The organism is Polaromonas sp. JS666 (assembly GCF_000013865.1).
Taxonomy (GTDB): domain Bacteria; phylum Pseudomonadota; class Gammaproteobacteria; order Burkholderiales; family Burkholderiaceae_C; genus Polaromonas.
In genome coordinates this window covers 310,299-328,402 of sequence record NC_007949.1, presented here as the reverse complement: position 1 = coordinate 328,402, position 18,104 = coordinate 310,299, and the positions used below count along the sequence as shown (strand labels likewise).

Sequence of the window (18,104 nt, the reverse complement as noted above, 5' to 3'; positions counted from 1 at the left end):
CTACATTGCCCGTTTTCTGCGTGCGGTACCTGCCAAGACTGTTCGTTCACGGAAGGTCATAGGAGTGGTAGCGGCAATCAAGAAATATTCATCGGCTACGGTTGGCAGAAGAACCACCGCGGGGTCAGTAGCGATCACATGTAGCTCACGTGGGCTGTGACGACTGATCAAACTGGCCTGCGCGGATGGCAGGTCGAAAAGCATCGCGGCTTGGGTGGGAGAGGTGCGTAGGCTGTCCAGGCGAGAAATCAAAGCCATGAAGACCTCCTCAATGGCCTCTGCCTGGAACGCATCTTTTGGCCTGTGAGATTCAAAAGCATCGTTCTGCGCAGCGATAGGGGGGCGGATGGAAAACAGTGGTAGGCCGCAGTCAGCGAGTTCGTGGACCTGCTCCTCGTTCAGGACAGAAAGCACCTCCAGAAGTTCCCGCTGACCAGGAAACCACTGCTGACAAATGCGTATGTCGTTGGCGAGTTCCGTGGATGCGAAGGCCCATCGGCGCAAAAGCGCACTCTTGTTCTCATCCTGGATACTGCGATCAACAGTGGGTAAGTACATGCGCCTTGGTGGCTTTGCTGGAGCTGAGGTTGGACTAATCACTGATTTCATTGCAGAATGTTTAAATTCGTATCAAGTTGTAGCCATTACTTTGCATTCGATAGCTCGATCCCGCAACCCTGGAACTGACAAAATTGACAGGTAGGCGGCATAAATCTCGTCGAATTTGCAAATATGAAGCAGAATTACTTAATTGAAAACCAACTCCGTATAGTTCTGAGTTGCGAATTAACACCATGTCACCGACAGCCTCCCAAACACTCCTGAAGCGATTCGCCCATCGACTCAATAGAGCACTGGACGCTTTAGGTGCTCCAGCTCTCCCACTTGACCGTGCACGGTTTTTAGGCAACGCAATCGAACATGACGCTGGCAACGTGTCTGCAATGCTCACTGGTTTTCTCATGCCGGATTGGGACACTTTCTTAAAGATTTGCGCTGTTACCAACCAGCAACCGGGATACTTCCTGAATGACTCGATAACCCAATATCCCCCAGAAACCCGGCTTGTCAAGCCCTTGGGAACGGGCGAAAACATTGTTATTCGTGTCCCCACTCCCTATTCCAAGGCCCCCTTCACGGAACCCGATGATGAGTGGAGCTATGTGGTGGCCAAGCACCGGATGGGGTTTGGTGTGGAGCCCGGTGACTACGTGATCAACTGCACCCCTGCTGAGGGCTCGGTATCGGCAATCCCAAATCGGCTTTACCTGATGTGGGCCGCGAGCAAGTTTGAAATCCTCAAGTGCGTGGATGTTCATCCTGGCAGATCCACATTCACAAGCATGTCCTCCAGCAACGGGGGATGCATGTCAAAAATACTTCCACTCGACGCTGAGGGCCAGCGCCTGAAACCCGACTACATGAAGGAAGCTGGCATCGAGCATCTGGGCGTCATTGCGATGACGACCAGATCCGCGAAGGTTATGCTGAACTTGTAGACGGCAATATCAAGCTGATTGGGGGTTACTTTCATCGTAAGCGCCCGGCAATCCCGTCTTGACCATTGCCATAGGCGCAGCTTGCGAATCGCGGCAGTGGCCGGTCCCGCCCATCAGACATTTTTCCGCGAAGTTTGGACATTCCAAATGTGCCCAGCGACAATGCGCACCATGAATCCAAAGCTCATCATTGCCGTAATGGGGGGTCTCCGAAAGCTGCCCTTTGCGGCCCTTCTGGTCATGCCCCTGCTCGCCGCTGCTGCGTACGAAGGGCCAATGCGGTTCAGCACCTATTGGCCCTGTGACGGGAATGGCAGCTTTTGCGGAACAAGAGTTCTTGCAGAAGGGGCGATTGAAGCAGACTCGGCTGCGAAGCTCGAAAGCTTTTTGAATCTCCGACGCCCGCAGGGCGAGGAACTCCCACCATCTGTGACCATCGTCTTCGATAGTCCCGGAGGAAGCCTCTACGGTGGAATTCTGCTTGGAAAGTTGATTCGTGCCCGGAAGCTGGATACTGCATTAGCGCCGAGCTACGACCGAGTTAACCGAGGGAAGAAGGAAGGCTATGAGACGTTCTTGCCGGGGGCAAAGTGCGCTTCAGCATGTGTCCTAGCATTCGCAGGCGGAGTGAACAGGACAGCGGAGGCGGGCTCAAGGATGGGGGTTCATCAGTTTTCAGGCGCAACCAGGGACATGGGGGCCGCAGCAACTCAAGTGACTGTGGTTCATATTGCGTCTTACCTGCGGGACATGGGCGTGAACCGGGAACTGCTCGATATAGCATCTCTTGTTCCCCCCACATCGATTTACTGGCTACGAGCCGATCAGCTGAAAGCTGCGCGTTTGGACAACATCGCCATGCCCTCAAGTCCTTGGGTACTGAAAGCATCGGCGAGCGGAGTGCCAATGCTCACCCTCACACAAGAGATCAGCGCTGGCAAACTTATCCAGGTGGGCTTGGTCCGAGGCCGCGATCGAGATCGAATAATCGTCGCGGTAAGTGCTGAGTTTGATAACAAAGTAGTCACGTCTGATCGAGTCGGTGGATTCCCCGAAGGTGATAAAGACCGTGCTTGCGTCACGTTAGCCAGCGGAGGCCGCACAATTAAGCTAGCGGGCGTCCACTCTTGGGAACGACAGGACTCAGCAGACACAACGTCTTTCAGATGTTTTGGGTCAATGTCAATTGCGGATGCTCAGTTTTTGGCACGGGCTTCATCGGTGGTAGTAGAGGATGATTTCCCAAACGCCCTAAGTGACCTTTCAGTGAGCGGCTCGCTTGGCACGGAGAACTTTTCAGCAGGTATCGCGTTGCTTCTGCGTGCTAACTGAGGTTGTCCGCCCCTGGTACGGCGTGGCTTCAAGGTTCTCCCATGAATATTCAGAAAATTGATGCGCACAACGAGAAAAACCCTCCACCGCAAGCTTGCGATAGAGGGTTCATTCAATTTATCCAGGTGCGTCAAGCCGTGGCTTGTGCACTCCAGTAGTCGGCCATGTCATCTCCAACTTTCGCTGACTTGATGATTAACGTCCTCAGGCCCGCCAGACGGGCACGGTCTGCCAGTTTCTGAGCGTAGACACTTCCCGGTCGTCTCCATTTTGTGGAGCCGTCAGGATTGCGCCCAAATGCCTTGAGCTCGTCCGAGTCTTCGAAGATCACCAGTTTCCTGATTTTCCCGTGAAGCTCTGGAGGCAACTCAAACTCCGCCATGGCAGGACCATTGAGGCATGGCCACACCGGTATGTCACGCAGCATCGCTGAAGCACAGCCGGTTTCAAACCCTTCACACACACCGAGCGTGTCGCCACAAGGCTCCAGCATTCGGACGGCAAACGAATTGACACCAACGCCAAGATCAGTCTTCTTCACCAGTGGCACGTTCGCCTTTGCGCCTTCCGACGTCAAGTAGGTTTTGTGCAACTGGGCCAGTGACCCGTCAGGCGCTTGCGCGTATGCCAGCATGGCTGCGAAACGTCCAAGCAACACGGGCTTGTCCTGACCATCTGGCGGCGGAGCCCAATATGGCAACGCCGGATGGAAGCGAATGTTGGCAGGTACAAAATCCAGCCCGCGTACCCGCCCATGCAAGTACAAAGCGACCGGGTCTCCCGCCGTCACTTCGCGGCCTTCGTCCCAGGTTTTCTGCATCCTGGTTCGATTGCGCAATACGAGCTCCGGGGTCATGGAACCGCCCATTGCAAGGCGCTGCTCTCGGGTTATGGGCTTCACAGTCGGATTTGCTCCGAAGTAATCCCGCACGTCGTCAGCTGCCTCACGGAAAGTCTGGTATCCCATGTGCTTCATCAGCATGTTGAAGCCAGTTGCGTATTTGCCTTCAGTGCACGCACTGCAGACCCACACGCCACCGTACTTCTTCTGGGTCCAGCGATACCTGTCCTTGCCCCCACCATCGGGGCAGAAAGGACACGGGCCGTTTTTACCACTGAAGTATCTCGCTGACATCCCTCGCGCTTGAAGGATGTCCGGCCAGCGGCCAAATGCTAGATCTTCCGCTTTGTCGTTCATAGTCCCTCCAAAGAAAAGGGACCGACCACCCCAGTAGGGGCAGCCGGCCCCATGGGGTTAAAGATAAAGGCAACCATGGAAGGTTGCGAAATTCGCGTAGTTGCGAAGACCATTACATTGTCCAGCATTTGGTGAGGTCCGTCCATTCGTTTGGCATGCCGTGTTCAATTTCAATCCCGTTGGATTTGGCTTTTTGCGCACCCCTTGTTGAACAGTAGGACTGCGTAAAAAGCCCCTTCGCGCAAAGCGCAAAGGGACTCCCGTCAAGCTGCCAACTTCAAGGCAATGTTGCCTCGAAACAGCTTCTCAAATGCATCCGGTAATTCAGATGCGTCATTGATGCAAATCGAGAAAGGGGTAAGCCCCTCAATCGCTCTGCCGTGTACACCGATACCGATGCCTACGAACTCAACGCCCAATTTCTCCGCCTTCCCGATTTCTTCAAGCGCCCCAGGACGGTTGTTGGGAATGCCATCAGTCACCAGAAACACGATCCGCTTCTTCACACGCTGCGCAAGCAGCCTGGGCATCACTTCCTGTAAGGCTTCAGCCAAAGGCGTTCCACCTTCGGCATCCACTTCGTTGACCCTGCGCGCCACTTGCCGCGCGGACTGGCCAAACGCCTGCAGGGCCACCGTGTTACCCACACATTTCGCATAGCCCGGGAACATTTCAATCGAAGTTTTCACCTTCGAAATCCTCTCCAGCGCCTGAGAACAAGACAGTGCGGCACCAGCGGCCTCAACGATGCAACGGCTCATGGAACCCGATCGGTCCAGCAAGATGGTCGCTGCCGCGTCGATTCCACACACGCTTGAGGTCACTTTGAAAACATTGGTGTCACCCATTGCCTTCAGGCGCCATACGCGGTTGGATGCAACCTGCCCACCAGCCGAAGCCAGCTTCACAGTCCGCCGGCGCTTGTCCTGCAGCTCCTTGGTGAAGATCCGTACTAACCGGCTCACAGCACCACTCATGCGTGCTGATGTGTCCAAGGGAATGGCTGTACCCGTGGCATTTCCAATCCCGGCAGCCAGCCCCAGCAGTTGAGGCTCTTTTTCACTGCCCTCACCTTGTTCAGATGCGGAAACAGCTTCCAAGGCCACCTCAATCAACTCCAGCGCCCTCTCCAGCGATTCACCATCGTCAGCAGCCCGCTCCAAAGCAGTAGCCACCAGCTGGGTGAAATCGTCCGTGGTTGTGGTTGTTTGCGCGGGCGCCGCCAGGCCAGGTGCATCAATGTCCGGTTTCCCGTATTTGAGCTCGTAGGCCTGGGCCAGTAGTGCCCCAAGATCGGTTCCCATTGCTGAGGTCAGATCAAGTTTCCCGTTCTGACCGGCTTTGCCCTGTCCACCATCACCTTTTTGAGGTTCTTGCGCGTTTCCGCCTTCACCAGCTTCCCGGCTTACTTGGTTATGAGCGTCTGGCGATGGTTTCCCATCACCATCCTGATCACCAGAACCATTGGCCTGGCCACCGCCGCCAGATCCCGATTCGTCGTTCGGCTCCTTGGGGGCGCCGCCTTCAGGGTTGCCCCCTCCGGTCTCGCTAGCCCCATCTGCTGAATCCTGGGCGGCATCTCCAGGTGAACCGCTGGAATCTGCGCGACTCTCGTCACCGCCATTTCCATCAGATTTAGGATCGCCATCGGCACCTTCCTGCGGATCTCCCCCTTGCGGAGCGTCCCCACCGGCATCGCTCGACTCAGGCGGGGTGCTATCAGGCTGGCTATCAGTACCGGGTCGACTTTCGTCATCCCCGCTACCTTCAGGCTCACCTGGCTGCTCTTGCGTGTCTTGGTCCGCATCGTCAGCCTCATCCTGTTTTTCCTGGCTGTCATCAGCAGCTCCGCCGGCACCGTCTTGCTCCTGAGGATCGGACGGTGGCGGCTGTTGTTGCTCCGGTTCGGGTGGCTGTAATGCCGTCCAGAGGTCCTTCGCGAGTGCTACTGCATCGGAAGTGCTGGTACAGCCTGCCAGCCGATCAATTGCTTGACCAACCGCATCCACACGAGCCTCGCCCAGGATCTGATCGCCCTTGGCAACCAGACTGTCAGCAGCTTCCTTCACACCCTGATGACGCACCAGCTTTCGGTACCCCTTGAGCAGCACATTCACTGTTACCAGATCTGCGCTGTGCTCGGGATTACCTGCGTCGAGCTTGGAGTCCACCACCCGGATGGCATCTTCCAATCCACGATTCAGAATCAAGGCAGCACCCGGAAAGGTCTTTACCTGCTCACGCTCAATGCGCGGGTCTTCAAGCGCATTCATCAGAGCCTGCACGTTGCCGTCCAGTCCTTCAATGCATTCAAAGTCCGTGTGCTTATCATGTCCAGCTTCATGCACGGCCAATCGCGTCAGAAGCGCGATCTCATCGGCATCACCGGTCTTTGGGCGAGGCAATGAAATTGCGCCGCTCTCACCGCATGCGGCCGACTGTCCCCAGTCAACTGTGCTTTTCTTGCCCAGAATCAGAGACATCAAACCTGCGATTACCCGTTGGGCACTCGCGATCTTTCCCACATTGTTCATGTGACCTCCATAGGCCCCCACGAGCGCCAGAGCGCTGTGAGGGTTGGGTTGGAATATTTAGAACAGCGCGACGAAAGACGGCTGTTCTAGCAATGCATCTGCCTGGTGGGCGAACTCTTGTGAGTTCTCCTGCAAGTGATGCTCAGTGGGCACTTGAATGAACCCACTGTCGATAGCGGCCGCCGTCTCAGTTGCCGGGGCAACTTCAACAGCGAGGCCAGCAGGCTCTGCGAATGCAGGCGCGGTAGCGCGCACACCCAGCAGATTCTCGAAAGCGTCAGCCGAGGATTCAGCTTCGAACGCCATCTGCGCCAGTGCACTTGCCTTTTGGGGATTGGACAGGGCCTGCGCCAGAGTCCAGATGTGCATCAAATGCACCCCATCAATCGGACCTTCATCAGGCAGCAGCCCGAGCACGTGGTCGATCATGTCCGCCATAGGCTCGCACGTCGGGTCCAGGAACGCAAAGCTGGTGAACTTTTCGCCGATGCGCTTAAGGGGCCGCAACGTCTTCCAAGTCACCTTCTCACGCTTCTGAACCACCCCACCCATGGACTTGCCAGTGAGGTATTTCGTGATCAGGATTTCCGCTTCCTTTGCAGCATCCGCAAACAACTCGCCTTTGAGGCCTGTCATCTGCTTTGCGTACATCCGGTTGGCGTCGCTGAACTCATCCGTACTGGGCGCGCTCACGCGGCACAGGTGGAATCCGAATGACATCTTGCCGGCCGCCTGTTCAGGCGATGGAATGTCATGGATCAGGTTGCTCCATTCAGCGTTCTCAGGCTGGTTACGCCAGTCCTCAATTGCGCTGTCAAACCGCTTGAAGAAGGTGTCCCGTTTGTCGTTGAACGTTGCCTGAATGATGGCCAGTCCCTTGTAGACGTTTTCGAGCTTCCCTTCTGGAATGCCGGTCGTCCCCAGGAGGGGCAGGCCATTGATCGCTAGAAGCTTTTCAGCTTCGCGCTTCATTGCATTGAAGGGGGCGAGATCGTCCGTGTCGCAAATCTTGATCGAGCCAAGAGTTGCCAAGGTCGCAGGGGGAAGGTTTTCGAATTCCTTGTTCTTGGCGATCAGCTGCTCTTTCTTGAGCCGCTTACGTCCAGACCAAAGGTGTACTTCCAGAGTCACGCAAACAAGCCCTTCGGCTGATTTTTGCTTGACCGCTTCGTTGACGATATTCGTCATTGGGCTCTCCAAAAAGGAAAAGCGAGAACCCAATACCCCTGCGGGAATTGAATTCCCGCTCGGGTTGAAATTGGCGTGCATTGCACACGCGAGTCCTCAAAATGAGGAAGCCGCTTTAGTTTACCGGCATATTCCACACGCGGCAAGCTGAAACCCGGCCCAGCCCCACTGGACAAACCCGGCTTTGCAGGTAATTTGGTGGCATGGATACACAAATTTCAGTGGGATTGAGGGTCCAAGTCATCAAAGATCAAAGCAAAACCCGTCTTGGCCCGCCCAAATACCCAGGGCGCATTGGAGAGGTCAAACGCCTCAACAGCATCGGCGGGATGGACCATGGAGGTCTTTGGTATGTGCTCCTGGACAAAACCAGCCGGGCCAGAGAACGTGAAGAAACCTTTTGGGGTGAGGAACTGCGCGAAGTACCGCCCTCCCCTCCCATCAGCACCAGCCTTGCCACATTGGATCGTCCCTAGCCTGGCAGCGGATGTAAAAACGGATCCAGTCGAGATGCGCTGTTTCGGTGCTCAGGCTATAGTGCCCATTTAGAAGCCGGAAACTAAGACTGCTAGCCAATCTCAGGAGGAAGTCGTGTCCAGTTTATCCCGCAGCGTCCAGATTAATCCGCAGGATTTGCGGTTTAAATTGCGTTGATTAGGCCTCAAATGAACCAGTCTGAGGCGCTCGCGGCCCGCTACCTCGAGTCTCTCGACCTCGGACCGGTGGAGTTTGAGCCCCATGGCAAGGTCACGCCCGATTTCGTGGTCGCAGGGCGTATCGCTGTTGAGGTCCGACGCTTGAACCAGAACTTTGCAGACGGTGCAGGCGGCAACGAAGGGCTGGAGGTAGTGGATATCTCCCTCCGTCAACGCGTCAAACGATACCTTCGTGAGTTCGCATCATCCCGGGAGGGCGAGTGCTGGTACGTCGGCTACACCTTCAGGCGACCGCTTGAACCGTGGAAAACCCTGCGCCCCTTGTTGCATGCCGCTCTGTCGGACTTCATGGCCTCGCCTGACCGGCAGCCTATGAAGATACGAGTCACCAAGAGCTTCAAGATCGACTTCTTCCGCGCCGGAACCGATCACGGCTCCTTCTTCGTCTTCGGCGCGAACATGGATGAAGACAGCGGCGGCTGGACCATGCTTGAACTCGACCGCAACCTACGCATCTGCATCGCTGAGAAGGAAACCAAAGTCTCCCTCTCCCCCTATCGCCATCGCTACGAGGAGTGGTGGTTGGTGCTTGAAGACCGCATCGACTTCGGCGTCGATGGCGAGGACAGGGCCCGCTTCAAGACGGATGTCCTCGACAAGATCAGTCACTCATTCGACCGGATTGTTCTCCTCGACCCAAGAGACTTCCGGCGTGCGCTTGAGGCCTACCGCTCAATCGAGAGGGCGTCATGACAGTCACCGACGTTGACGCTTTCGACGGGCGTCTGCTCGATGGCTTGGAGTTCTGCGCGGGCACCTATGCGCTATTCGAACACCTTAGAGCCCAGCCTGGGGGCGTTGAACGCCTGCGATTGCGATCCGGAGAGAACGAGAAGCGCCTTCTGGAAGAACTTATCCCCATTAGCCGCTACGTCCAAACCTACTACAGAGCTGGCCGCTACATCTCTGTCCGTTGGGTCAACGGCAGTCAAAGGTTCGATGCCGAACTCCACCAACGCGGCGACTACATCGCAAAGGGCTATTACGCGCCCCTGGCGTACTTGGAAGCAACCAGCGCCATGCACGAGAACGAGCATTGGTCATGGAAACTCACGAACAAGGGCGAGGTAGTCTTCGCACCGGAAGGAATCGACGCCAGCCGAGGAACACCGCTCCAGTCACACCCCGTCGTGTTTACCAACGAAGAGCACGTCAAGAAGTTCGCGCCCATAGTCATCTCGTCAATCCGAAGGAAATGCGAGATCGCCTACCCGGGTAACACGTCATTGGTTGTCCAATGTCATCTCAACAGTCTGTATACCGCGGATGACTGGCGCCTTCTCGTGGCCGAGGTGGAGCGAGAACTCCAGGCCTCCCCATTTCGAGAAGTACTGTTGTTCGACGGCACAACTCAGCGGACGACGGCGCTGTCAATCGCCAGACAATGACACCCAACCCATCTAGCAGCCGCACGGCGCCGGTTTTGTCGAACGTTCATCACACATCATGAATCTCATTTCTCCACTTCTCATGGCGTTGGCCTTGGCGCTCCACCCCGCCCACGCCGCCGCCCCTCCGGCGCCAAAAGCGCTTATTGAGCAAGTCGAAAGACTGACCCAACTACTAAAGGACAGCCACGCTGTGGGGTATCCACCGGCGACCATGGTTCAAAACGTTAAGTTCACTCGCTATCGCGAAGGCGCCATCGTCGTATTCAACATCGAAGGGTTCGGAGGGGGCAATAATCACTCGCAGTACCTCGCGTTGTTCGAGGTCGACTCAGATGACAAGACCAATCCTTACTACACGCTGCTGGACTTCGTTCACATTGGCGGCAAGGGGTGGCGCGGCGTAGAGGAGCTAAATGCACGAACTACCCAGGCTTCGAAAGGCCGAGACATGGTTATTGAAATCGATGCCCTTGAGGTCGGGCCGGAAGACGCGCCAAACTTCCCCAGCAAGAAAATTGTCATTCGGTTAGCAGTTCATGGCGGCCGGCTTAACGAACTCTCGACCTCTGCGCACAAGTGATGCCTGCCAGGTCCTTAGACGTGAACGCAGACATTCTTCCGTCGCGCGGCGCGCTCCTCCCTTGTTCGCCGGTCAAGCCTTACGCTAAGTTGCAGATCCGGTGCTTGCCAATCTGCGGCACAACAAGCGGCTGGACCGGTCCACGCTCAGAGGCAAGGCCAAGGTAAATACGCAGTGGCACCTATATTGCCTGGTACACAGCATTGAGAAACTGGCGAAAGCGGGGTTTTTGCAATAGGGTGATAGCAGAAGGGCCACCACGACGTGAACAAGGTGTCAAAGCAATCCAAAATCCGGCACACTTCGAACATGTCTGAAAAATACTCAACCGTAAATTATCCAGGCTTGTGCACGTGTGCCCAGCCGCATGAAAAACGGCTCTTTATGCAGTCTCGTTAAGCCTCACACATCCCATGTCGCTCAGTCGGTTCGAGTCGCTTTTCCGAGACGCACGCGAAGCTGCCACCGTTGCCGCAGCGTGCCACGCGCTCGCGCCCATCTTCGACCAGTATGAAGTCATAAGCCTGGACCTGACGCGTGATTCAATCTTCTGGCGCGCGCGCCTATCCGAATTGGAACCGTGGGCAGCGGTCTCTCAGATGACTGCGCCTCCTCCCGAAAAGACGTCAATCGGTCGATTGAACGACACTGGCTGCCCGATGCTATATGCGTCCTTGAAAGAGGAGACGGCGCTTGCCGAGATTCAAGCGTGTGCCGGCGACCACGTTCAATTGATTGGGCACCGAACTCTTGTTGACAAAGATATTCGCCTCGCCGTTGTCGGCGAGATGATGCATGTCCACAAGTTCGGGTACATGCGGTTGACGGGTGCTGATCCCGCTGCAACTCTGGGGCGACTGTTGAACGAGAAGGGACTGAGCGCTGGTCGCCGGCTTCTATACATTGATGCTTTCCTGCATTCTTTGCTATCAGACCCTGCGGCGGGCACCAAGAACTATGTTCTCAGTCGCGCCGTGGCCGCGATGCTTCACCGCGACTTAGCGATTGACGGCATCGCGTATCCAAGCGCGAAAGACCCTCTCGGGTACAACATCACTCTAAAGCCAGAAGCCGTGGCAACGAAGATGCACGCAACTTCGTGCTTTCAATTGCGCGTCGAATCGTTGCATGAGTTCGGCTTCGTGGAGTACACAGTTATCAAGGAAGCTGCAAGAGTGGACGACGCCGGACGATTTGAATGGATGCCACCGCTCGCCCCACCACGTCGACATCTCTTTAACCTGACTAGGGAGGAGTATGAAGCTGGCATCAAACTCGAGGACGATCCAAGCGCGTTCATGCAATTCAAGCGCGTACACCAGTGAGGCCTAACCCCTCGTATACGGACCCCTTAACTGCAGAGCGCACTGCCACTGCAGCTTCCGAATATGCTTTTCAGGGTGCCCGTATGGATGAAACTGCCACCAGGGCGAGATCCTACAGCCACAAAAGCAATGAGGATTTGTGACTGGCGGTGGCTGGCGTTATCCTGCGGGTATGAACAATCCATCAGTCAAACGCCCAGCGGCTACCCAGCACTTGCGTCGCATTGCCATTTTTGTCGATGAGCCAGATCCGGGTCAGTTTTACTGGGTGATGCACGAAAGCACCGAGGACGCAACTGTGTGGCTGGACTTCCAGTCATCTGAAGCGAGTTTCCCCAGCTGGCTTGCAGCTTATGAAGCCGGCAACAAGGAATTGCTGAGGATGGTCGAGGACAAGAAAACAGGCCCACTTGCAGCTGGTGAGGACGAAAACACCAGCCCGGTCGGCTGACCGCACCGCGCCTCCAGGTACGCAATGTGCAACCTCTACGTGCCCCCTTCCTATGAGCGCCTGGGCAAACCCAACATGAAGGGCTTGTGGGGCAGCTACGTCGCGCCGCTCAAGCCTGGGCCCTACATGCTCGGCAACGGCGACATCACGGTCGGGCAGTGGGGCATGATCCCGCCGGGCTGCAGGACTCGCGTTCCTGCTGCTCCCAATGGCATGCGGCTGAGCACGAACAACGCGCGCCGCGAGGGCCTGGCTGTCGCTAAGACCTTCAAGGGGCCGTGGCTGGTTGGCCAGCGCTGCCTGATCCCGGCCGAGAGCTTTCAGGAGCCCTATTACCCGCCGGAGAGCGCCAAGAGCATCGCGTGGCAGTTCCGACGCGCCGACGGCGAGCTGTGGGCATTGGCCGGGCTTTATGCGGAGTGGATAGAGCCGGAAACCGGGGACATCGTTCCCAGCTACACAATCATCACGCAACCCTGCAACGGCCACCCGCTGCTCGCGCTAATGCACAAACCCGAGGTGGACAAGAAAACCAAGGAGGTGGTGCCGGCAGATCAGCAGGACAAGCGGGCCGTGGTTCCCATCGAACGGGACCGCTGGGACGAGTGGCTGAACGGTAGCATCGAGCAGGCTGAAGCCCTGATCCAGGTGCCGCCGCTGGAGATTTTCAGGCACGGCGCCGTCGATTTGGCCAAGAACATTCCTCTGCCTGGCGCAGCGCGAAATACCCAGGTCGCGACCTCGGGAGAAGGTTTATTCTAGCCGGAAACACTGTATATTAAAACAGTGATTTATGACGTTTACAACCTTGGACCACCTGGCCCCGAAGCTGATCCGGTCAGCGCCCTGAAGCGCGGCCGCCGCGGCGATCTGATCATTGCTAAGCGATTCCCGAATTCACCCTGGGACACCTCGCGCGAAGCGCGCCTTTACGAGCCAGGCACGCGCAATGAGTTGCTGCCCCCGCTCCTCTATGTCGACCGCATCCTGATGAACAGCCACAGCATGGTGCTTGAGGGCCAAGTCGTTGTGGCCAGCCGGCAGACGGCGAAGTCAAAAACCGAGACTCACGCCGCTCGCTGGCTTTGCAAGCTGCCTGGCGCGCCGGCCGTAGTAAACACCGCGAAGTTGCAAGCCCGACAGACAAAACTAAAGGCCGACATGGCCGGTGACGGGTTCCATCCGGCCTATGACGACATCGCCGACCAGCAAAGCACCTACGGGCCTCCGGACGATTCGATCACCGCATAGCAAATAACCACCGCCAAACCAGTGCTCCACTGGAGAGCTCCACAAATTCCGCACAGGTAACTGGCAAGGTGATGGGAGACACGGTATGCATCGGCTATCCACGCTCAAGGACTTCGCGATCGCTGCCAGCCCACGTGGCTGCTCAGCACCTGCAACAAACACCTCCAGAGGGTGCAGGTGTCCATTGCGGAAGTGGTTCACCACCACTGCAAAGCTACCTTGCGGATGCTTCACACGGTAAGTAATACCTTCCGGGTTCACGTCCGGGCGATCAGGCCAGCGCATCACGTCATTGATGTTTTGCACATCTTTGAGCACAACACGGCGATCCGGATCATCCTGGCGCAAGTCCTGCTCTGTCGCCACCGCCGCCTTTTTGTCCGCATCATCTGCAGACACCAGCACAGCACCGATCATGTCATTGGGCCTGTAGGTCGTAATGCCCTTCAAACCCATCCTCCACGCGTCCATGTAGACCTGCTGGAAGTCTTCAAACGGATAGTCAGCTGGGACATTCACCGTCTTGCTGATCGCGCTGTCGATGTAGGGAGCAACTGCACCCAGCACCCGGAGGTGGTCAGCAACAGTCATTTGCATGGCCGTCACAAACACATCGGACTTCGCATCTTCGCCCTTGGACAGTTTGAACTGCCGGTAGGCGTAATCTTCCAACTCAAATATCTGGCGCGAGCCATCGGCCATCATCTTGTTGCGCTGCTGGCGCAGGCTAAAGATGGGCTCAATACCCGAGCTGGCGTTGTCACCAAAGGCCATCGAAATGGTCCCGGTCGGCGCAATGGACAACAAGTGCGAATTGCGGATTCCATACATTCGAATCGCATCCTTGATCTTCTCGGGCAAACGCGAGGCAAACGTACCCTCCTCCAGATACTTTTCAGCATCGAAGAACGGGAACGCCCCCAACGTCTTGGCCAGATTCACAGACGCCATGTACGCCGAATCACGCAGAACCTCAGATACGTGAGCAGCAAAATCGGCGCCCTGTTGAGAGTCATACCGAATGCCCAACATCGCCATCGCATCGGCCAAGCCAAAATGGCCGAGTCCGATACGACGCTTGTTGGCCGCCTCACTGGCCTGCTGTGGTAGGGGCCAGTGAGTCTTGTCCAACACCTTGTCAAGCATTTCCACCGCTTTCGCGACCACCTTAGACAGCCCGTCGAAGTCGAAGGACGCCATCAGTGTGAATGGATTACTCACAAACCTTGTCAAATTGGGAGATCCCAGGCAGCAGCAACCATACGGCGGCAGCGTTTGCTCACCGCAGGGATTCGTAGCCTTGATGACTTCGCAGTAACGAAGGTTGTTGTCCTGGTTAATGCGGTCGATGAACAACACACCCGGCTCAGCACCATAGTAGGTGTTGCGCATGATCTTGGTCCAGATTTCAATTGCTTTGACCGTTCGGTACACGAAGCGCGCCTTGCCGTCTGTACACACCTTTGTAGGGCATGCTTCAACAGGTTCAGCATCGTGCACCAGATCGAAGTCACTGTCGTTCACCACTGCATTCATGAACTCATCGGTCACCGCAACACTGATGTTGAAGTTCGACAAGGTGGCGAACGCAGAGCGTAGGGACCATCCAAACCCCTGATTCTTGCGAACCAGATCCAGCAGGCCGTCAGCATCTTTCTTATCCAACCCCATCTGGGAGAAGTCAGGGGTCTTCTTCGCATCGATGAACATTTCAATGTCCGGATGATCCACGCGCATGACGCCCATTTGGGCGCCACGACGAGCGCCGGCGGACTCGACTGTTTGGCACATGCGATCAAAGACACGCATGTACGACACTGGGCCGGAGGCTTTGGAATCCGTCCCCTTCACCCGCGCGCCCACAGGACGTATGGAAGAAAAGTCGTAGCCCACACCACCGCCGCGGCGCATCGTTTCAGCAGATTCTCGCAGAGCATCCATGATGCCTGGCTGGCCATCCTGATTGCTTCCAGACATGCTGTCACCTACCGGCTGCACGAAGCAGTTAATCATCGTACTGACGCGGTCCATACCTGCAGCAGAATTAATCCGGCCACCTGGTACAAAACCTCCAGCCTGCGCACTCACAAAACGGGCCTGTTGAGCCTTATCGTCAGCGAGAGATGTTGCCACACGCTCTTGTATTTCACGCACACTGGATTCACCAGGCGCAGCGTACTTTTCAAGAAGTACGTCATAACAAAGTTGTTGCAGCGCCTGAGGCACTGACAAATTGCTGTCATTGGTTTTCATAAAGGAACTCTCCATTTGCAAATGTGGGTCTCCCGCGAGACCCGCCAATGCACACCCACGAAGGGATGCACATTGGATGGCCCCTTCGAGGGATCTGTTGAAGTAATCAACAGGGGAGAAGTTATGCCGCCCCTGGAGGAAGTAACAACTTTCCCCTGAGGACTGATTAAGGCTGGATGTGCGCATGGCTTGGGACCACACGCCACGGAACTCCAGCTCCGTGTATTGCTCTACGAGCAAGAAAATGAAAAGGACCAATCGCCCTTCTGCAAATCTTCCTACGGAGGAGATTTCAGAAGGAGACTATGACTGCGACTCCTAGGTCGTATCGTCTCAAGTCGGTCCAAGACGTCTCATAACGCATCAAGGCGATTTGCAAATACCCTTACAAATCAGTCACTTAGATAGCTTTTTGTGCTCGATGGTCATACATTGATGGAAGAAAGGGCAACATAACTAGTACGGTAGTGGCAACCGTTGACCCACGAGGCTAACCATGCACCAACTCCTCAACTCGGCCAGGATTAAAACGTCAACTCGAGTTGCCCATTCCGCAGGCCGCGATCTGTGGTTGAGTGATGACCATGGGGCTCACGGGAATGGCCGTTTGGTTTTGCGCGTCTCGGCGGGCGGAGTGCAGCGTTTCTACTACCGACCGCCCCGTGCGCCCGGACGATCAAAAGCGATTCCTTTAGGGCTCTACTCGAGAACAACGCGGGCTGGATACCTGACCCTTTCCCAAGCACGCAATCGGGCGTCCAATCTAGCAGTATCGCTTTACGAACAATCTGTCGTCGATTCGGCAGGCACGGCCAATCCGGCATCGGCACCTCCAGCTATAGCACCGACTCCGGCCCACCCACTCCCCGTAACAACGGAGCCTTCAAACCTTACGCTTATTCAAATGTGTCGTTCCTACGCGCAGGGCCTAAATGACGACGGCAAGGCCTCTGCAAAGGAGGTGAAGTACCATATCGAGCGATTCATTGCACCATCTGAGCTAGCGAGCCAGGCTGCACGGCAAATCAAACCAACTGCTTTCACCAATCTGCTGAGAGACGTCATTAGCAATGCCTCCGGCCGAACAGCAGCAAAAGTACGCGCTCACTTGCACGCCGCCTATGCGCGCGCGCTGAGTGCAAGGTTAAATCCCTCAGCACCTAAGTCACAACTTGACTATGGAATCGAATCAAATCCAATCTCCGGGATCGATGCACTGGCGCAATACAAGACTGCCCGCGACCGCTACCTGCGCGACAGTGAACTCCGGGAAGTCTGGCGGCATCTTCAACCGGAGACGAAACTCACCATACCGATGAGGGGCCTACGCCTTTGCATGTTACTAGGCGGGCAGCGGGCCGAACAGATGGTATCGGTCAAGGTTGCTCGAGTTGACCTTGACGCCGGAACGATCTTGCTCTTAGACGGCAAAGGACGGCGCGTAACACCACGTCAACATCTGCTCCCCCTCTGCCCTCTGGCAAAAGCGGAGGTGCAGTGGCTGATGGACTACGCCCAAAGCGTCAAATCACCCTACTTGTTGCCAGGCTCCAGACAAGGTACCGCACTCAATGTTGGATCTATTTCCAACGAAGTATTACGAATCCGCCGCGAGATGGAAGCGTCGGGCCTTTGCGTAGAGCATTTTGCGTTCGTAGACTTTCGTCGCACCATCGAAACAAAATTGGCGTCGTTAGGCGTCTCTACAGACCATCGTGCGCAGCTTCAGTCTCATGGTCTTGGCGGTATTCAGAACAAGCACTATGACCGGCACGATTACATGCCCGAAAAGCGGGACGTTTTGATGCTCTGGGAGCAGTATCTAAGCTCTCTAATTACACAGCCTTTATGACCGCATTCATCATCAATGTCCAAGAAGAACTGCATGCTGAAACTGTAGATCGGCGGGGCTCGCAAGATTCCTGCGATTTGCCTTGGCTAGCAACTCAGCCGGTGCTCTCGGCCGACTTGGTCAGAAGCCCCTTGTGAGTGGGCGGATAGCCCGAGCATCGGACTGCACTTAAGTACTGTCGGTTCAACGCATGCCGATTTATTGGATTTCGTCTAGTGGTGGCTAAGCAGGCACTAAGGCGAGCGTACATGTAACTCGACGCGAGAATCCTTTATGACAACACCAACAGAGCGAGCCCGTGCATTGCGATGGGCGGGAGAATTCATCAAGGAGCTTGCCGCCGCTGGTGAGCTTTCGGAAAAGCGCAAGCACGAAGCCCTGGTGATCCTGCGTCATTACCCAAGCGCAACGGAAATCGACCTTCAATTCTCCTATTTTCAATCTCGCAGGGAGCATTCGATGCAGCTCAAAGGTATTGAAGCAGTGAGCGTCGTTCTGAATCGCCCCGGGTTTCGTGGAGGCCGGTTGGTTTAA

At 56.0% G+C, this 18,104-nt stretch carries 17 protein-coding genes; 12 read left to right on the top strand and 5 right to left on the bottom strand.

Going from position 1 to position 18,104, the window contains the following annotated elements; genetic code table 11:
• Positions 1-558 carry a hypothetical protein gene (locus tag BPRO_RS26120; RefSeq protein WP_041390494.1) on the bottom strand — a complete coding sequence of 186 codons (558 nt, stop codon included), beginning with the start codon at positions 556-558 and terminating at the stop codon, positions 1-3.
• Positions 559-794: 236 nt separating this feature from the next.
• Here BPRO_RS26120 and BPRO_RS26115 point away from each other — a divergent pair, with 236 nt between their 5' ends.
• Positions 795-1,499 carry a hypothetical protein gene (locus tag BPRO_RS26115; RefSeq protein ID WP_011486060.1) on the top strand — a complete coding sequence of 235 codons (705 nt, stop codon included), beginning with the start codon at positions 795-797 and terminating at the stop codon, positions 1,497-1,499.
• Positions 1,500-1,670: 171 nt separating this feature from the next.
• Positions 1,671-2,831: a hypothetical protein gene (locus BPRO_RS28240; protein WP_157046028.1), complete on the top strand. Its 1,161-nt coding sequence runs from the start codon at positions 1,671-1,673 to the stop codon at positions 2,829-2,831.
• 130 nt (positions 2,832-2,961) lie between these two features.
• Here BPRO_RS28240 and BPRO_RS26105 read toward each other — a convergent pair whose 3' ends face one another.
• The 3 genes from BPRO_RS26105 to BPRO_RS26085 form a co-directional block, all read right to left on the bottom strand.
• Entirely contained in the window at positions 2,962-4,029 is a 1,068-nt protein-coding gene (locus tag BPRO_RS26105) for a DUF7146 domain-containing protein (RefSeq protein ID WP_011486058.1), read from the bottom strand.
• Positions 4,030-4,292: 263 nt separating this feature from the next.
• Positions 4,293-6,563 (bottom strand): VWA domain-containing protein, encoded by a 2,271-nt coding sequence (locus tag BPRO_RS29060; protein WP_157046027.1) that lies wholly within the window; start codon positions 6,561-6,563, stop codon positions 4,293-4,295.
• A 57-nt stretch (positions 6,564-6,620) separates the two neighbouring features.
• The gene (locus tag BPRO_RS26085; protein WP_011486056.1) at positions 6,621-7,751 is read right to left on the bottom strand and encodes a DUF3150 domain-containing protein; all 1,131 of its coding nucleotides are present in this window, start codon (positions 7,749-7,751) and stop codon (positions 6,621-6,623) included.
• Positions 7,752-7,954: 203 nt separating this feature from the next.
• Between BPRO_RS26085 and BPRO_RS29055 the strand changes: the two genes are divergently transcribed.
• From BPRO_RS29055 to BPRO_RS26055, 8 genes are all read left to right on the top strand, one after another.
• Positions 7,955-8,227 (top strand): hypothetical protein, encoded by a 273-nt coding sequence (locus BPRO_RS29055; protein ID WP_011486055.1) that lies wholly within the window; start codon positions 7,955-7,957, stop codon positions 8,225-8,227.
• A 189-nt stretch (positions 8,228-8,416) separates the two neighbouring features.
• Positions 8,417-9,160, top strand: a complete 744-nt coding sequence (locus BPRO_RS28235; RefSeq protein WP_011486054.1) for a hypothetical protein — start codon at positions 8,417-8,419, stop codon at positions 9,158-9,160.
• Positions 9,157-9,855: a hypothetical protein gene (locus BPRO_RS26075; protein WP_011486053.1), complete on the top strand. Its 699-nt coding sequence runs from the start codon at positions 9,157-9,159 to the stop codon at positions 9,853-9,855. The genes BPRO_RS28235 and BPRO_RS26075 overlap by 4 nt, the downstream gene beginning before the upstream one ends.
• Positions 9,856-9,913: 58 nt before the next feature.
• The gene (locus BPRO_RS26070; RefSeq protein ID WP_011486052.1) at positions 9,914-10,438 is read left to right on the top strand and encodes a hypothetical protein; all 525 of its coding nucleotides are present in this window, start codon (positions 9,914-9,916) and stop codon (positions 10,436-10,438) included.
• 100 nt (positions 10,439-10,538) lie between these two features.
• Positions 10,539-10,676, top strand: a complete 138-nt coding sequence (locus tag BPRO_RS30760; RefSeq protein ID WP_081430600.1) for a transposase — start codon at positions 10,539-10,541, stop codon at positions 10,674-10,676.
• Between the two features lie 175 nt (positions 10,677-10,851).
• On the top strand, positions 10,852-11,763 hold the full coding sequence (locus tag BPRO_RS26065) for an RES family NAD+ phosphorylase (protein ID WP_011486051.1): 912 nt from the start codon (positions 10,852-10,854) through the stop codon (positions 11,761-11,763).
• A gap of 214 nt (positions 11,764-11,977) precedes the next feature.
• Positions 11,978-12,214, top strand: coding sequence for a hypothetical protein (locus tag BPRO_RS26060; protein WP_041390484.1), 237 nt, complete (start codon positions 11,978-11,980; stop codon positions 12,212-12,214).
• A 39-nt stretch (positions 12,215-12,253) separates the two neighbouring features.
• A complete protein-coding gene (locus tag BPRO_RS26055) occupies positions 12,254-12,976 on the top strand; it encodes an SOS response-associated peptidase (protein ID WP_232291597.1) in 723 nt (240 codons plus the stop codon).
• Between the two features lie 387 nt (positions 12,977-13,363).
• Here the strand turns inward: BPRO_RS26055 and BPRO_RS26050 are convergent, their stop codons facing one another.
• Complete coding sequence (locus tag BPRO_RS26050) at positions 13,364-15,718, bottom strand: adenosylcobalamin-dependent ribonucleoside-diphosphate reductase (RefSeq protein ID WP_011486048.1); 2,355 nt, start codon at positions 15,716-15,718, stop codon at positions 13,364-13,366.
• A 904-nt stretch (positions 15,719-16,622) separates the two neighbouring features.
• On the opposite strand from BPRO_RS26050, the gene BPRO_RS26045 reads away from it, so the two are divergent.
• Together BPRO_RS26045 and BPRO_RS26040 are read left to right on the top strand one after the other, a co-directional pair.
• The gene (locus BPRO_RS26045; protein ID WP_041390482.1) at positions 16,623-17,570 is read left to right on the top strand and encodes a tyrosine-type recombinase/integrase; all 948 of its coding nucleotides are present in this window, start codon (positions 16,623-16,625) and stop codon (positions 17,568-17,570) included.
• Positions 17,571-17,843: 273 nt separating this feature from the next.
• On the top strand, positions 17,844-18,104 hold the full coding sequence (locus BPRO_RS26040) for a BPSL0761 family protein (protein WP_011486046.1): 261 nt from the start codon (positions 17,844-17,846) through the stop codon (positions 18,102-18,104).

Coding starts and splice junctions, on each gene's coding strand:
- BPRO_RS26105 (WP_011486058.1), bottom strand. CDS start 4,029: ATGAACGACAAAGCGGAAGATCTAGCATTTGGCCGCTGGCCGGACATC.
- BPRO_RS26040 (WP_011486046.1), top strand. CDS start 17,844: ATGACAACACCAACAGAGCGAGCCCGTGCATTGCGATGGGCGGGAGAA.
- BPRO_RS26120 (WP_041390494.1), bottom strand. CDS start 558: ATGTACTTACCCACTGTTGATCGCAGTATCCAGGATGAGAACAAGAGT.
- BPRO_RS29060 (WP_157046027.1), bottom strand. CDS start 6,563: ATGAACAATGTGGGAAAGATCGCGAGTGCCCAACGGGTAATCGCAGGT.
- BPRO_RS26070 (WP_011486052.1), top strand. CDS start 9,914: ATGAATCTCATTTCTCCACTTCTCATGGCGTTGGCCTTGGCGCTCCAC.
- BPRO_RS26065 (WP_011486051.1), top strand. CDS start 10,852: ATGTCGCTCAGTCGGTTCGAGTCGCTTTTCCGAGACGCACGCGAAGCT.
- BPRO_RS29055 (WP_011486055.1), top strand. CDS start 7,955: ATGGATACACAAATTTCAGTGGGATTGAGGGTCCAAGTCATCAAAGAT.
- BPRO_RS26115 (WP_011486060.1), top strand. CDS start 795: ATGTCACCGACAGCCTCCCAAACACTCCTGAAGCGATTCGCCCATCGA.
- BPRO_RS26085 (WP_011486056.1), bottom strand. CDS start 7,751: ATGACGAATATCGTCAACGAAGCGGTCAAGCAAAAATCAGCCGAAGGG.
- BPRO_RS26045 (WP_041390482.1), top strand. CDS start 16,623: ATGTGTCGTTCCTACGCGCAGGGCCTAAATGACGACGGCAAGGCCTCT.
- BPRO_RS28235 (WP_011486054.1), top strand. CDS start 8,417: ATGAACCAGTCTGAGGCGCTCGCGGCCCGCTACCTCGAGTCTCTCGAC.
- BPRO_RS28240 (WP_157046028.1), top strand. CDS start 1,671: ATGAATCCAAAGCTCATCATTGCCGTAATGGGGGGTCTCCGAAAGCTG.
- BPRO_RS26050 (WP_011486048.1), bottom strand. CDS start 15,718: ATGAAAACCAATGACAGCAATTTGTCAGTGCCTCAGGCGCTGCAACAA.
- BPRO_RS26075 (WP_011486053.1), top strand. CDS start 9,157: ATGACAGTCACCGACGTTGACGCTTTCGACGGGCGTCTGCTCGATGGC.